A 14,720-nucleotide genomic window follows, 5' to 3' on the forward strand; every position below is an offset into this window, starting at 1 on the left:
GCGCCGCAAATTCACGGCTTCGGAACCAAGCTCGACCTCGGGGAGGGGGCAAAACACAATGGTGCTCTCTTGATAAAAAGGTAGACTTACCAATCATCGCGAAGGGCTCGGCCTGCCATTCGGACCGTTGGTGGGGATCCTCTAATCCGTGATGCAGGCTTCCTTTTCGAGAGAACAAGCCGATCACTCTTGTGCCGTCAATCGCTCTCAGCGCGAAAGGCCCGGTATGCCAGCTGAATGCCGTCCTTGAGCGAGGTGGTGGCGCGCCAGCCGAGCCCGGACAGCCGACTGACGTCGAGCAGCTTGCGCGGCGTTCCGTCCGGGCGCGACGTGTCGAAGCTGATCTCTCCGCGAAAGCCGACGGCGGCCGCAACCATGAGTGATAACTCGGCGATGCTGATGTCCTCCCCGGTGCCGATATTGACCGGTTCTGGCGAGGAATAGGTCTTCATCAAATGGATGCAGGCGTCAGCGAGATCGTCGACGTAGAGAAATTCGCGGCGCGGCTTGCCGGTACCCCACACCACGACGTTGCTGCGGCCCGCAATCTTGGCCTCGTGGAAGCGGCGGATCAGCGCGGCCATGACGTGGCTGTATTGTGGGTGATAATTGTCGCCTGGGCCGTATAGATTGGTCGGCATCACGCTGATGAAATCGGCGCCGTACTGGCTGCGATAGGCCTCGGCCATCTTGATGCCCGCGATCTTGGCGATTGCATAGGGCTCGTTGGTCGGTTCCAGGGGGCCGGTCAGCATCGAATCCTCTCGCAGCGGCTGCGGCGCCAAGCGTGGATAGATGCAGGAGGAGCCGAAGAACATCAGCTTCTCGCATCTGTTGGCATGGGCCGCCTGGATCACGTTGCTCGATATTGCGAGGTTGTCGTGGAGAAACTCGGCGCGCAGCGTGTTGTTGGCGACGATGCCGCCGACCTTGGCAGCGGCGAGGAACACGGCCTGCGGCCTCTTCGCTCCAAACCAGGCAGTCACCGCGGCTTGGTCGCGCAGGTCAACCTCGCTTCGCGACACCGTCAAGAGATGGACGTGCTCGCGTGCCAGCCGGCGCATCAGCGCTGCGCCGACCATGCCGCGATGGCCGCCGACGAAAACCGTCTTGCCTTTCAGCTCAAACGCCGCGCTTGCCATTTGCTGCGTCCTGTCTGGCTTGGACGAGATCGCTGGCGACCATTTCCTTCACCATTTGCGAGAACGACGTTTTCGGCGCCCAGCCGAGTTTCGCGCGCGCCTTGCTGGCGTCCCCGATCAGGAGATCGACCTCGGTCGGACGGAAATAGGTCGGATCGACCTGTACCAGGGTCTTGCCAGAAGCCTTATCGACGCCGACCTCCTCGACGCCCTTGCCATGCCATTCGATGCTGCGCCCGACCTCGGCAAACGCCAGCTCGACGAACTCGCGGACAGACCGCGTCTGGCCGGTCGCAAGCACGAAGTCACCGGGCTCGTCCACCTGCAGGATCCTGTGCATGCCTTCGACGTAGTCGCGGGCATGGCCCCAGTCGCGCTTGGCGTCGAGATTTCCGAGATAGAGCTTGTTCTCGAGGCCGACCTCGATGCCGGCGACTGCGCGGGTGATCTTGCGGGTCACGAAAGTCTCGCCGCGGATGGGACTCTCATGGTTGAACAGGATGCCGTTGCTCGCGAACATACCGTAGGCCTCACGGTAGTTCACCGTAATCCAGTAGCCATAGAGCTTGGCGACGCCATAGGGCGAACGCGGATAAAATGGCGTGGTTTCCTTCTGTGGCACCTCTTGCACGAGGCCGTAAAGCTCGGAGGTTGAGGCTTGGTAGAAGCGCGTCTCCTTTTCCATGCCGAGGATGCGGATAGCTTCCAACAGGCGCAGCACACCGATCGCGTCGGCATTGGCGGTGTATTCCGGGCACTCGAAACCGACCTGGACGTGGCTCTGTGCGGCCAGATTATAGATTTCGGTCGGCCGAATTTGCTGCACAAGCCGGATCAGGTTGGACGAATCGGTCATGTCTCCATAGTGCATTAGGAACGGCACATCGGCGGCGTGCGGGTCCTTGTAGAGATGATCGACGCGCGCGGTGTTGAAGGAGGACGACCGGCGCTTGACCCCATGCACGGTGTAGCCGAGACCTAGCAAATGCTGGGCGAGATATGCGCCATCTTGCCCGGTGACGCCGGTGATCATCGCCACGCGCCGGTTTGGATTGTGAGCCGCCATGATCTCGCTTCGTTGCGCCGGAAAGAGTTCGCTCTGAAGAACCGTTGCCTAGTCGCTTCCCGAAAATCGAGATGCGCACGCGCGCTACAATCTTAACTAAAGGAGCGCGATCGTTAGCCCCTGTCATACACCTCATGAAGAAATACACACCATATACATTGATTTATAGGTGGACTGACTTATTCCGACACATCGATCTTAAGAGATGAAAATCAGGCCACGTCGCAACGGCGATGATCCGAGGCAGGTGAGATGAATTGTAAGCGCCGGTACGCCCGCCCGGGCGCGCTTGCCGCCTGGCTATGTCGCCAACGAGACAGATGCCGTCCATCTGTGAGCCTTATCGATCCTCACGAGCATGTATGGATCCGCGCGCTCTCATCGGGGCGCAGAGGAGCGGCGGGGTTGCGGCTTCCGAATAGAAGAACCCGTCTTATCTGTCGGCATAAAATTATAATCCACGCCGTTCCCTAATATCAGGTTTGCAGTAGGCGATGCACAGCCGACGCAAGACAAAGGGACTGGCAAACGTTGGTATAGACCGTCGAACGTTTCGATATCGAAAGTTTACGTTAGTACAATGGAGCTTCGACGCCGATCTTTTAATCTTGACCGAACGTAAGTTGCCTCAGTCCGAGTATGACAAGTCTCTTAAAGTCCGCGCCGGAAATTTGTTCCCGGGAGAACTGGATAATTCAAGCTAGAGCCGCTGCGCAGGTATATCACCAGCGGACCATGTAGAGGATGTGGGCAGCGTTCTTTTTTCTGCCTGAAATGGAGAGAAGCCGAGACGAAACGTGACCCCTATCGAGGAGTCGATCCTGAGCATCGACGCAGTTGTTGCCGGATCAACTTCATCCGGTAGGCCAGTATCGCTGCTCATTTCTTTTTGGAGACTTAGAAGTGAGAGTCGTGAGATGGCTCATCAGTAAGGGGGAGGCTGTTTGTGCCAAGCTGGATGTCGCCCTGCATGCGCAACTGCACGTTTGGCTCTCGTCGAGGCGGTCACGGTGTTGGCGATCCCGTCGCAGCGTCATTCGACTAGATAGCCAAAGGGTGGAATGAAGCCGACGAACAATGATGGCTGAAAGAGATCTAAATCACGCGGGCGAATGGGGATGCGATAAAGACGGCCGCGGAAGATTCCGAACAACCCGTTGTTATCGGGCAAGCGAGTTCTATCACGGGCTCCTATAGCGCGGACGCCGGACTCCTCGAACTTGGGCTGCATGGATTAATATGTGTGGAATTATTGGCATTTTGGGACGTGGTCCGGTCGTTGGGCAGTTAGTTGCGTCGCTCAGGCGACTGGAATATCGAGGCTACGACTCAGCGGGTCTCGCGACTCTAGAAGGTCTCCGTATCGAGCGCCGCCGCGCTCAAGGTAAGCTGAGAAACCTTGAGGAGCAGTTGAGCTACAGTCCCCCTGCAGGTCAAAGCGGCATCGGTCACACCCGCTGGGCGACTCATGGAAAGCCGACCGAGAGCAATGCTCATCCGCATGCGACGGAAAATGTCGCGGTCGTGCATAACGGGATCATTGAGAATTTCCGCGAGCTGCGAGCGGAGCTGGAACGAAATGGAGCCGAGTTTTACTCAGAGACGGACACCGAGGTTGTGGTGCATCTCGTCGAATTCTACCTCAAAAATGGCTACTCACCGCAGGATGCGGTGCAGGCGTCGTTGCCGCGCTTGCGCGGTGCCTTCGCGTTGGCATTCCTTTTCAAGGGGCACGACGACCTTTTGATCGGTGCGTGCAAAGGGTCGCCCCTTGCGATCGGACATGGTAACGGTGAAGTGTACTTAGGATCTGATGCGCTCGCGCTCGCGCCTTTGACCGATACCATTACTTATCTTGAGGACGGTGACTGGGTCGTGCTTACACGCGCGACGTGCGTGATCTATGGTACAGACGGCTCTGTCGTCCCACGAGAAACATCAAAGTCTGATGTATCGTCTCTCCTTGCGGACAAGGCGAATTATCGCCACTTCATGGCTAAGGAAATCCACGAGCAGCCGACAGTTGTCGGCAAGACATTGGCGCATTATCTCGATCTGGCGGCCAAACGGGTAGCGCTGCCGTTCGCGTTGCCGTTCGACTTCAATTCCATTGAGCGCATTTCAATTACTGCGTGCGGCACGGCAAGCTACGCCGGCCACATCGCGAAATACTGGTTCGAGCGGCTGTCGCGTTTGTCTGTCGAGATAGATGTAGCCTCTGAGTTCCGCTACCGGGAGGCGCCTCTGCGCCGGGGCGATCTTGCGATCGTCATCTCGCAATCGGGCGAGACCGCCGACACACTAGCTGCGTTGCGATACGCCAAGGGCCAGGGCCTGCACACGATATCTGTCGTTAATGTCCCGACGTCGACGATTGCGCGCGAGAGCGAATCCGTTCTGCCGACGCTGGCGGGGGCAGAAATCGGCGTCGCTTCCACCAAGGCATTCCTCTGCCAGCTGATGGTACTGGCGGTGCTTGCCATCGCAGCAGGGAGAGAGCGAGGCAAGCTGTCTGAAATCGATGAATCGAAGCTCGTGCAAGAGCTCATCGAGATGCCGCGGTTGATTGCTGCGGCCTTGTTGGTCGAGCCGCAGATTGAGAAGCTCGCGCGCTATATCGCCGGCGCTAGGGCCGCACTCTACCTCGGTCGTGGCACATCGGCGCCTCTGGCGTTGGAGGGCGCGCTCAAGCTGAAGGAAATTTCCTACATCCACTCAGAAGGTTATGCCGCCGGCGAGCTCAAGCACGGGCCGATCGCACTCGTCGATGAGGCTATGCCTGTGGTGGTGATCGCGCCTTACGACGGCGTTTTCGAGAAGACCATTTCGAACATGCAAGAAGTGGCGGCTCGGGGCGGCAAGATCATCCTGATCACCGATGCGAAGGGCGCTTCGGAAGCGACGGTGGACACGCTCGTGACCATCGTTCTGCCGACAATGGTCGCAAGCTTTACGCCGATGGTCTATGCCATTCCGGTCCAGCTCTTGGCTTACCATACCGGCGTCGTAAGCGGCGCGGACGTCGATCAGCCGCGTAATCTCGCAAAATCGGTCACTGTGGAATGAGGCTGCAGTGTTGGGTATCGAGATGGATCTCGACGAGTTCCCAATCCGAAGTCGCTGGTAGCTGCCGTGCGGTCGTGCAACCTCAACCGATACTACCGTCAGCCCGCCTTGGTGTAGTAGGACTGGTCACCCTAGCGGCGGCGCGGGATGCCTCTGGGCTTGCAATGTGCTGGCGAAGCCGTTCAGGAGGCGTTGCAATCCGCCACAGGATGCCAAGAGTTCCAGGCTTGTTGGCCTAATGATGCTCCAAGCCGTATCTGGGATTGAACGGTCGCGATGCAGTCGTCATGAAGCACGCGCTCTACAATGCCGTTCTGCATAGTATCGCGATCTATGGGAAGGATCTGATTGGCGTCCGCAGGTGAATGGTCAATCGACCGTTCCCAATGGAGGCGGATCCTCGCACTGCTCGCTTCTCATCCGACCTAGTGAATGGCAGTGGGCGAGCGCGCCGCCGTTCCATTAGAAGCAGGTCCTGTGTCCGCTAACGTGAGGGCGGCCAACAGCATCACGTCAGGTTTTGGTAAGCCCGAGTCCCTATCTGCGCCGCATGGCCTAGCAAGCCTGAACTAGACGTGGAAACTGCATGTCCGACCGGAGTACCAATTGCCATGTATAATCGGATCAATGGCTCGTCTTATTTCACATCCTCTCCCCTTGACGAGGCTGATGAGCAAAACGACGCAGACACTTTCGCGGATGCGTTTCGGCAACTGCGCTTAGCCCCGCCAAACTCCAGCGGTACTTCGACTTCGGCAGCACGGCCCTATTGGCTTGATTCAAGCCCGCCTGTCGTAGAGATCGATAAGAGGTCGTTCAGAAAAGCAGCAGAGGGCTATCACAGCGACGAAATCAGGAAAATCGCCGATAACCCACAAGAATATTCGGACTTCGTCTCTCAGAAAGCGGCGCGAACTGCAGAGGTTGCTGAGGAGTATGGAACAACTCAAGATTCTGTAAATGCGCGATACTTCAGCTATCAATTAGGAAACAAGAGTGTCGGTCTTCTTCGAATGGAAGGGGGCGACAGCATGACGAATTTTGACGTGGAAAAGTGGCAGGAGCTGTTTCCCGGGCGACCTGGGACGACCGCCACTGTAGATCTCCAGGTCGTTCATCCTCTTGTCGAGAACGCCGGCGATATTCTGCTCGAGCATCAACTTGGAATGGCCGGTGAACGGCCACTGCTGAATTTGCGTCCGGCTAATCCGGAGGCAAGAGCCCGTGCTGCAAAGATGGGGTTCGTCGAGGTTGACGCCGATAACATGGTTCTCGACCCAGTGAAGTCAGACAAGTGGGTGAGGAATGGCGACGGCAAGTGGCAGCGAGAAGGCACCGCTTCGCGGTATCTTCGCAAAGCTGACGACAGCCAAGACCGTAAAGTCGAGATGCCAGCGAGTGCTTCAACATACGATTATGAGGATGATTTCATGTGACCATGGAATTGCCGGCATTTGGCCTCGTGGAAGAAATCGATGGCGCGCGCGGTTGCGGCCCAATACGCCAACGTGACGCCGGTCGAGCACGTCTATCCGCTGGTGCGCAGTCAGAAGCAGCTCGACCGCGTGCTCGATGAGATCGAGGAAGCGCCCGGGATCGTGCTGTTCACCCTGCTCGAGAAGGATCTGGTCGCGAGACTCGAGGATAAGTGCAAGCAGATCAACGTTCTGAGCCTGTCGATCATCGGTCCGGTGATGCAGCTGTTTGAAGCCTATCTGGGCGCGGCGACCACCGGCCGAGTCGGTGCCCAGCACGTGCTCAATGCGGAATATTTCAAGCGCATCGACACCTTGAACTACACGATGATTCACGACGATGGTCAGCACGTCGAAGGTCTCGACGAGGCCGACGTGGTGCTGGTCGGCGTGTCCCGCACCTCTCTAGCCTGCTCCGCACTTCTCTGCGGCGGCGGCGGCGTTTAGCTCAGAGTTCCTCGTTTGACTCAGAATGCTCTCTCCTCAGTTCTCCTTTGGCTTAGCAGTTGCTGATTGTTCGCGCCTGGGAAGTAGGGCTTCTTGTACAAGCCTATTGCTGAGAATGCTCGCCTGCGGCGACGACCTGTTGTGACCCCGGGGCCGGCCGTTTGGCCGGCACGTGTGGCGCCGAGCACGTTGGACGGCTGGGACCACAACTCTTCCGCAGATGAAGCTCGCGAAGAAATAACGGCGTGGGCGCCTGACGATAGTCAGTCGCAACAATGTACAGCGAAGCGGCCGCCCAACGGACAAGCCGGGCCCCGCAAGCGTCAACGGACGTAACGATGCGGTGAGCACGAGCATAGTGCAGAACGCTCTCACCAGAAAAGGGATGCCCAATACATGGGGGGGCTGCTGAGCGAAGCTCCGTTGTCATCGTCACCGCTGTGGGGCTGCACAGCCAATCTCGTGCTTGCCGGGCCATCTCGGCACTCTGCAATGGAATATATAGCCTCGCTCCAGATGGAGCTAAGAAGTGCTTTAGCGCAACGACGGCTCTGGGTCAGCCTTACGATGAGCGTTGGCGTGGAATCAGTCGAGTTGGCGTGCCAGCGTCTCTCGCAGGATAGACTGTTCTGCAGCCTCCCATGTCCGTAAAGCGTGGACGGGCAAGAAATTGCTGGCCGCTAGCATATTTATAGTAAGCCCGGGTTCGGACTGCGAAGACGTTGCCAGGTGGCGTGATTGTCGCCCACGAGCGTTTAGATCGGACATGAACTCAAGCTGCAGGTTGGAATCAGATATCGCCTCGGGCGCCAGATGCCTTCAGTGCGCTGTCGAGGCACTTAAGTAACTCTTGTCCGCCAAATGGTTTGGCGAGGAAGCCAATTGCTCCCGCGTCCAGGGCTGACGTGCGCACACGCTCGCTGGGGAAAGCGGTAATGAAAATGAAAGGTGCTTCGTAACCACGCGTCCGCATCTGTTCCAGCAGCTCCAGCCCGCTCATAGTCGACATCTGCACATCGGTAATGACACAGGATATCTCGTTCAACTGCGGCGACTGCAGGAGCGCCTCGGCCGAAGCAAATATCTGCACGACGTAGCCACGCGATTTTAAGAGGTTCCCTGTCGCCGCACGGACTGAGGCGTCGTCGTCAACGACGGAAATCAAAGGCGTGGACAAGATGAGCCCTCCTGACGCGGGAACAGCGGCTGCCAAAGCACTAGCCACCTTCGGCGAAAGATGGGCTGGAGAGATGAAGCTGTAAAATCATACTTGCGTTTGTTCGGGACGATTTGCGCGGAGCCCCAGCGTCTCGCTCATTCTGATCAGCTCGGCGAGCGACCGGGCACGCATCTTTTTCATGACGTGACCCCGGTAGATCTTGACGGTAATCTCGGCGAGCCCAAGTTCGGCGGCTACCTGCTTGTTCATCAGGCCGGCCGTGACCAGTTTCATCACCGCCTGCTCTCGCGGGCTTAAGGTCTCAAATAAAGACTGCAGGTTCGCGACGGTCCGCTGAGCTTCCCGTCTTTTGCGATCGCGTTCGGTCGCCGCAACCACAGCATCAAGCAGTTCCTGATCGCGGAAGGGCTTGCTGAGAAAATCGACCGCACCTCCCTTCATGGCCCTGACGGTCATGGGAATGTCGCCATGACCGGTGATGAAAATGATGGGGATTTGTATGTTCAACCTGGCCAGCTCGGTCTGGTAGTCAAGGCCGCTCAGGCCCGGCAGCCGGACATCAAGAACTAGACAGCTTGGGACGTCCGGAATTGTGCTCTGCAGCATTTCCCGGGCCGATCCGAACGCAACGGCCTCCAATCCTACCTGTTTAAAGAGATTAGTAAGCGAGCGGCGCACTGAGATGTCATCCTCAACGACAAAGACGATCGCCTTCGTCGAGGCCTCGGCACTGCTACCCTCACTTGGCGAGTCAAATGGTCCTGTCACTGGATGGCCTCCTTATGCACGGGCAGGACAAACTGGAAGGTCGCGCCCGGTTCATCTTTCTGAAGAAACGATAGCCGCCCTCCGTGAGCTTCCACGATAGAACGGCAGATCGAAAGTCCCATTCCAAGGCCACTCGACTTGGTGGTGAAGAAGGGATCCAAGACGTGGTCAGCGTCCTTCTCAGCGATCCCGACGCCGCAATCGGCCACGGCAAGCTGCACGCGCCCCAGATCGTCCTTGGATGATTTAATCAGAAGTTCGCGCGGCCGGTCTGTAATTGCGTCCATCGCCTCGATTCCGTTCATTACCAGATTGATGATCACCTGTTGTAGCTGAATTCGATCACCCAGGATCCTAGGCAGCACGGCCGTCAACTCGGTTCGCAACGTCACCCGGTGGCTCACCAGCTCTCGTGTTATCAGCGCAATGACGTCCCTGACGACATCATTAATGTCGAGCGGCACCATCTCAATCTCGCCTTTCTTCGCGAGTGCGCGAACACTACGGATCACCTCGCTTGCCCGGATCGCGTCTTCGATGATCCATTCCACTGAAGAGCGCGCTTCGGCAAGATCAGGAGCTTCGCGAGCCATCCATCCGATGCACGCATCGGCGTTGGTGAGAATAGCGGCGAGTGGCTGGTTTATCTCGTGCGCGATGGAGGTTGTCAGTTCTCCTAACGTCGTTACGCGCGTCACATGGGCAAGCTCCGCCTGTGCCTTTCGCAGGTCTTGTTCGGCCTGATCGGCGCGAATAATGGCCGTGATGTCAGTGCTGACGCCACGGTAACCCAGAAAATTGCCGTTTCCGTCGAAGAAAGGTTTGCCACTCGTGCGCACGTAGATCGGAGATCCCGTCCTATTCACCGTGCGGTAGACCAGATCCCGAAACGGCTGATGCGCCTGCAACGTCGCCCGGTGCTGCCGCCACTTTTCGGGCTCGTCTTCGACGTCGCACGCAATCTCCCAGCGAAGCAGGTCTATCAATCCTGTGGCCAAAATTCCTGCAGTGCTGGTGTGCTCGGATAAGCGAGTGACCCGATGATCTGGACCGGTCTCCCAGAGCCAGTCGGAAGCTGTCTCGGCGTAGTCGCGAAAGCGCTGTTCGCTTTCGCGCAGCGCGACAAGTGTGTTTTCCAGGCGTTCCCTAGCTGCGTGTTGATCGGTGACATCCATATGTGTTCCAATCAGCTCGCTGACCTTACCATCGCTAGCGACGACAACATGCGCAACGGAGTGTATACGCCGTATCCCGCCATCTGGCAGAAGAACACGGAAATCATACTCGAACCGCTCCTGCTCCTTTTCTCTCGCCTGGCGCTGCACCTCCTGTAACCGCGGCAAGTCTTCCGGATGGATGCGCGAGCGAATGGTCTCTATCGATACCGGCTCTTGCGGGTTAAAGCCAAACAGTCGATCAACTTCCGCGGAGCGATAAACGAAATCTAGACCGTGGACGTCCCAAGACCAGCTGCCTGTGTGGGTGAGATGCTGGGCCTCGGCCAGATAGGCCTCGCTGCGACGCAACTGCTGTTCTGCTCTCCTCGCTGCCGTAATATCGGTAGCTGCCCCAACAAACTCGATTTCACCAGAAGCGGTTCTCGTAAGCCGTGCCTTCGCATGGATGTGCTTCACAGAGCCGTCTGGTAGCCGCAATCGATATTCGTGCTCGAAATCGCTCAACTCCCGCATCGCTCCATCGATAACCTGTTTAACCGAAGCCCGATCATCTGGGTGAGTGCGATCAACGACAAGCTGCGGCGAGGGAGTCGTTTGAGGATCCAATTGGAAAATCCGAAATGTTTCCTTTGACCAGAACGCCTCGCCAGTGGTGGCGTTCCAGCTGAAGCTGCCTGTATGACTCAACTCCTGCGCTTGAGCCAAATGCGCTTCGCTCCGCTGCAGGGCAAGTTCGGTCTGCTTTCGCTCCGTGACATCTTCGCAGGCGATAAGGACAATAGGCCGGTCGTCGGCCCAAAGCATGGCCTTGGCGTTTTCACGTACCCACAATACGGAGCCGTCCTTCCTGACTTTCTGGACGTCCCACGTGCGCGATTGTCCAATATCCTCAAGGCACGCCCGAATGCATTTGTGAACGAATGCGCGATCCTCCTCAAGAAATATGCAGAGCACGGAGTGGCCGATCAGTTCTGCAGGAGCATAGCCGAGTTGGGTCGCGCCGAATGTATTGACGTTAAGGACAGTGCCGGCTTCGTCGACCATGAAGTACATGGCCGGATTGTGCTCGAAGATTGCTCGCCACCGTTTTTCACGATCCTCCAAATCCGCCGCACTCCGCTGAAGCTTGACCGCAGCCACACGCGCAGCCTCTCTTTCCTGGCGGAGCTTTCCGATCAAGTACGTTCCTACGATTGACACAATAAAGAATGCGACAACCACTGGAAGATCGCGGGGGTCATCGATTTGTAGGCTGAACGCCGGCGGCGCAAAGTAGTATGCGAGAGCAGCGATTGCCATGATGCAAAGCGCGGATGACGCGATGAAGCTGCCCATCAACGAAAATAGCAAGACTACTAACAAATAGGCGAACGCCGTCGCGGCGAAATGGGCATTAAGGTACACGCAACTCAGTGTAACAGCGGCTAAGGTTATGCCGCCGAAGGTCAACTGAGGGGCTGAACGTTTAAGACTGCTGATCTGGATAGACATTTTGAGACCGTCCGGCCTGTTCTCCGGCGGGAGAGCTATAGCATTTTAGGCAAAAATGGGGCAATCCTCGACGCTTGGATCGAGCGTGTCCGAGATTGATCACCTGCGGCCGAACTCAGCACGCGCGGGGAAAAAACGCATCATAAACGTACGTATAGTTGTCCTAAATTTTTCGATGAGGCGTCGCTGACCCTGCGGCAGTCGAAGCTGAAACCTCTGCTTTGCTCCCCTGCCGATAGCCTTGCCGGCAGTCGCTCGAGCCTGCGAGCCGATGCACCCCCTTTACGCCCGCGGACGAGGACAGCGGTTTTTGTTCAGCCGAGAGGTTGAAGCGAAACGATCAGGCGGGTCTCCGGACCGGCAACGAACAGAAACAAGCGGGCGAACCACTCATCTCGCCGGCACAGTCGGTTCTGCGGAGGAAAGCGCAACGTTCATGTGCCGAGACAGGAAGGCCAAGTTGCGCGAACCACCTGGCGATTAGGCCATCACGCCTAGCTGCGGAGGAGTCGTCTCCAATTGGTTTCGGTGGCATCGAGCGCCGACATGACACCGAACCGACGGTGTGGACGACTCGCCGCATTCAGATGGACGGTAGCCGTGACCACCCAAGGAGGCGCCTTGAAGAAGCCCCTAGTTCTTTGATCGCGTGCTTTTCAGGGGCAGCTGCCTGGCGGCGACGCGGAGCAAGAGCTGTGCACTGGAGAGCGCACGAGACAGTGCCGGCTCGCCTTAAGTCGGCTTGGCCGATTCGAAGTACGAGAAATGTGTCTCTTGCATTCAATTCGTGTTCGGATGGTGGCGGTTAAGATCCGGGACCTACTTCATTGTGCTTGTAGGGTCGATAGTGGTCGAAACTGTGGGCTGGTTGAGCCGAGCCTGCAGCGTTCCGTGCTCTAGCTCGTCTTCCCACCAGGATACGAACACGGCTGCGATGCCATTGCCGATGATGTTCGTCAGGGCGCGCACCTCGCTCATGAACTTGTCGATCGAAAATACGATTGCCATGCCCGGCACAAGCGCTGGGTTTACCACCGACAATGTCGCAGCGAGGGTGATGAAGCCAGCGCCGGTGACGCCGCTCGCTCCCTTCGACGTTAGCATTGCCACGAGCAAGATCGTGAGCTGCTGGTTAAAGGAGAGATCGACCCCGAGTGCCTGGGCAATGAACAAGGTTGCAAGTGTCATGTAGATGTTGGTGCCGTCGAGGTTGAAGGAATAGCCAGTTGGCACCACCAGTCCGACGACCGTCTTCGAGCAGCCCAGCCGCTCGAGCTTCTCCATCAATTGCGGCAGCGCGCTTTCGGAGGATGACGTACCGAGCACGATCAGAATCTCGTCTTTGATATAGACAAGAAACTTGAAAATCGAAAAACCGACGAGGCGCGCGATCAGGCCGAGCACCACCACAACAAACAGCGCGGCTGTTGCGTAAAACAGCGCGATCAGACCGATCAAATTACCGAGTGCTGCCGGCCCAAACTTGCCGACCGTGAACGCCATGGCGCCGAAGGCGCCGACCGGGGCCGCTTTCATTACAATAGCGATTACGCCGAACACTGCGTGCGCGACGTCGTCAATCATGCCGCGCAGCCGCTCCCCACGTTTTCCCAGAGCCATCAGAGAAAAGCCGAAAAGGATCGCGAACAGTAGAACCTGCAGAACATCCCCGCGAGCGAAGGCGCCGACCACGCTATCGGGAATGATGTTGAGAAAAAAGTCGACGGTCTTCGAAGCTTCCGCCTGCTTGACGTAATTGGCGACCGCCGCAGCATCCGGCTTGACCGCAAGGCCATGGCCGATTTGGACGAGATTGCCCATAACAAGCCCCAACAGCAAGGCAAAGCTGGACACGATCTCGAAATAGAACAGCGCCTTCACGCCGACGCACCCCACTTTCTTCGCATCCTGAATATGCGCAATACCAGATGTGACGGTGCAGAAAATAATCGGCGCGATCACCATCTTGATGAGCTTGATGAACCCGTCACCGAGGGCCTTAATCCAGTCGTTGGTGGCTAGAGATGGCCAGAGGCAGCCGACCACGGCGCCCATAAAGATCGCGATCAGCACCTGAACGTAGAGTATCTTATACCAAGCTTGCGACGCGCGTGCAGGCGCCGCAGTTGCCATGGTGGTCATGACGCTTCCTTCCCGAATATACTCGAATGTGAGCCGCCGCGCTTCAGAGGCGGCAGCGTCATACGAGACTCATCATTTTAGCCGTGTCCGATTGAAGACGGTTCCGGGAGCCGGCGCGTCCTTCCAAAGGCAGGCGTGTAGTTACGTTGTCCATTCTCGTTAAGCAAGATATGCACCAGATGCCTAAGCGGCGGCCGATTGATCAGTCGTGGACAAGTCGTCTGCCTGGGCGGGATTGGCTGAGTCGAGCGCGGACCGCATTCGCAAGGTCGAAAAAATAATTGCAGCGTAGCGCGCATTGGCGGAGTTACGTCTCGACTGGGAGCCTTAGCGTGCTCGATATGCACACAGTGCTGAGATCGATGCAACAACACGTGGCATCGGTAAAATCGATAGTTTGGATTGCACGCATTTGCCGGATGGAAGCGCGGCTTGGAAAACAAGATTGTTCGTAAAAGCCATTGATGTAGGAACTACCGGCAAAGCTCGATGTGCACGGGGGCGTTTGTCTCCAGGCCTGTGCTGACGATCCGCATTGGCCAGGGCGGTCACGAGGCCGGCTTCGCTCACGGCCCCTCGCGCCTTTTGCGCCGTCGCAGAAGCAGCTTACAACGAGTTATCGGCTACCCGTTCCTGTTGCTGCCAAACGACGGGCTTCCTGCGGTCCGCTCCACTACCGGCGCGGCGAGCCGTCGACCAACCACACAGGGATCTCTTCGGCTGACAATTTCTAACGCTTCCTTGCAGGGCCGTCGCTGTCTGCTC

Annotated in this window: 8 protein-coding genes and 1 pseudogene; 3 read left to right on the plus strand and 6 right to left on the minus strand. The window is 57.5% G+C overall.

Going from position 1 to position 14,720, the window contains the following annotated elements; genetic code table 11:
- Positions 1 to 197 precede the first annotated feature (197 nt).
- Together AB7M16_RS23700 and gmd are read right to left on the minus strand one after the other, a co-directional pair.
- Positions 198 to 1,142 (minus strand): GDP-L-fucose synthase family protein, encoded by a 945-nt coding sequence (locus AB7M16_RS23700; RefSeq protein WP_124163586.1) that lies wholly within the window; start codon positions 1,140 to 1,142, stop codon positions 198 to 200.
- A complete protein-coding gene (gene gmd, locus AB7M16_RS23705) occupies positions 1,123 to 2,208 on the minus strand; it encodes a GDP-mannose 4,6-dehydratase (protein ID WP_124163587.1) in 1,086 nt (361 codons plus the stop codon). The genes AB7M16_RS23700 and gmd overlap by 20 nt, the downstream gene beginning before the upstream one ends.
- A 1,239-nt stretch (positions 2,209 to 3,447) precedes the next feature.
- On the opposite strand from gmd, the gene glmS reads away from it, so the two are divergent.
- The 3 genes and pseudogenes from glmS to AB7M16_RS23720 all read left to right on the plus strand — a co-directional run.
- Positions 3,448 to 5,274, plus strand: coding sequence for a glutamine--fructose-6-phosphate transaminase (isomerizing) (glmS, locus tag AB7M16_RS23710; RefSeq protein WP_124163588.1), 1,827 nt, complete (start codon positions 3,448 to 3,450; stop codon positions 5,272 to 5,274).
- 611 nt (positions 5,275 to 5,885) lie between these two features.
- Positions 5,886 to 6,710 carry an Effector protein NopP gene (locus AB7M16_RS23715; protein ID WP_124163589.1) on the plus strand — a complete coding sequence of 275 codons (825 nt, stop codon included), beginning with the start codon at positions 5,886 to 5,888 and terminating at the stop codon, positions 6,708 to 6,710.
- A 36-nt stretch (positions 6,711 to 6,746) separates the two neighbouring features.
- Positions 6,747 to 7,193, plus strand: a pseudogene (locus tag AB7M16_RS23720) (kinase/pyrophosphorylase); the annotation flags it as partial.
- 793 nt (positions 7,194 to 7,986) lie between these two features.
- Here the strand turns inward: AB7M16_RS23720 and AB7M16_RS23725 are convergent.
- The 4 genes from AB7M16_RS23725 to dctA all read right to left on the minus strand — a co-directional run bounded on the left by AB7M16_RS23725 (position 7,987) and on the right by dctA (position 13,955).
- Positions 7,987 to 8,373: a response regulator transcription factor gene (locus AB7M16_RS23725; RefSeq protein ID WP_199752367.1), complete on the minus strand. Its 387-nt coding sequence runs from the start codon at positions 8,371 to 8,373 to the stop codon at positions 7,987 to 7,989.
- Positions 8,374 to 8,460: 87 nt separating this feature from the next.
- Positions 8,461 to 9,144, minus strand: coding sequence for a response regulator transcription factor (locus AB7M16_RS23730; protein WP_124163590.1), 684 nt, complete (start codon positions 9,142 to 9,144; stop codon positions 8,461 to 8,463).
- Positions 9,141 to 11,813 (minus strand): PAS domain S-box protein, encoded by a 2,673-nt coding sequence (locus tag AB7M16_RS23735; RefSeq protein ID WP_260374194.1) that lies wholly within the window; start codon positions 11,811 to 11,813, stop codon positions 9,141 to 9,143. Before AB7M16_RS23735 ends, AB7M16_RS23730 begins: the two co-directional genes overlap by 4 nt.
- Before the next feature lie 819 nt (positions 11,814 to 12,632).
- Positions 12,633 to 13,955 carry a C4-dicarboxylate transporter DctA gene (gene dctA / locus AB7M16_RS23740; protein ID WP_050996256.1) on the minus strand — a complete coding sequence of 441 codons (1,323 nt, stop codon included), beginning with the start codon at positions 13,953 to 13,955 and terminating at the stop codon, positions 12,633 to 12,635.
- Positions 13,956 to 14,720: the final 765 nt, after the last annotated feature.

The sequence above is a fragment of the Bradyrhizobium sp. USDA 372 genome (genome assembly GCF_053629095.1).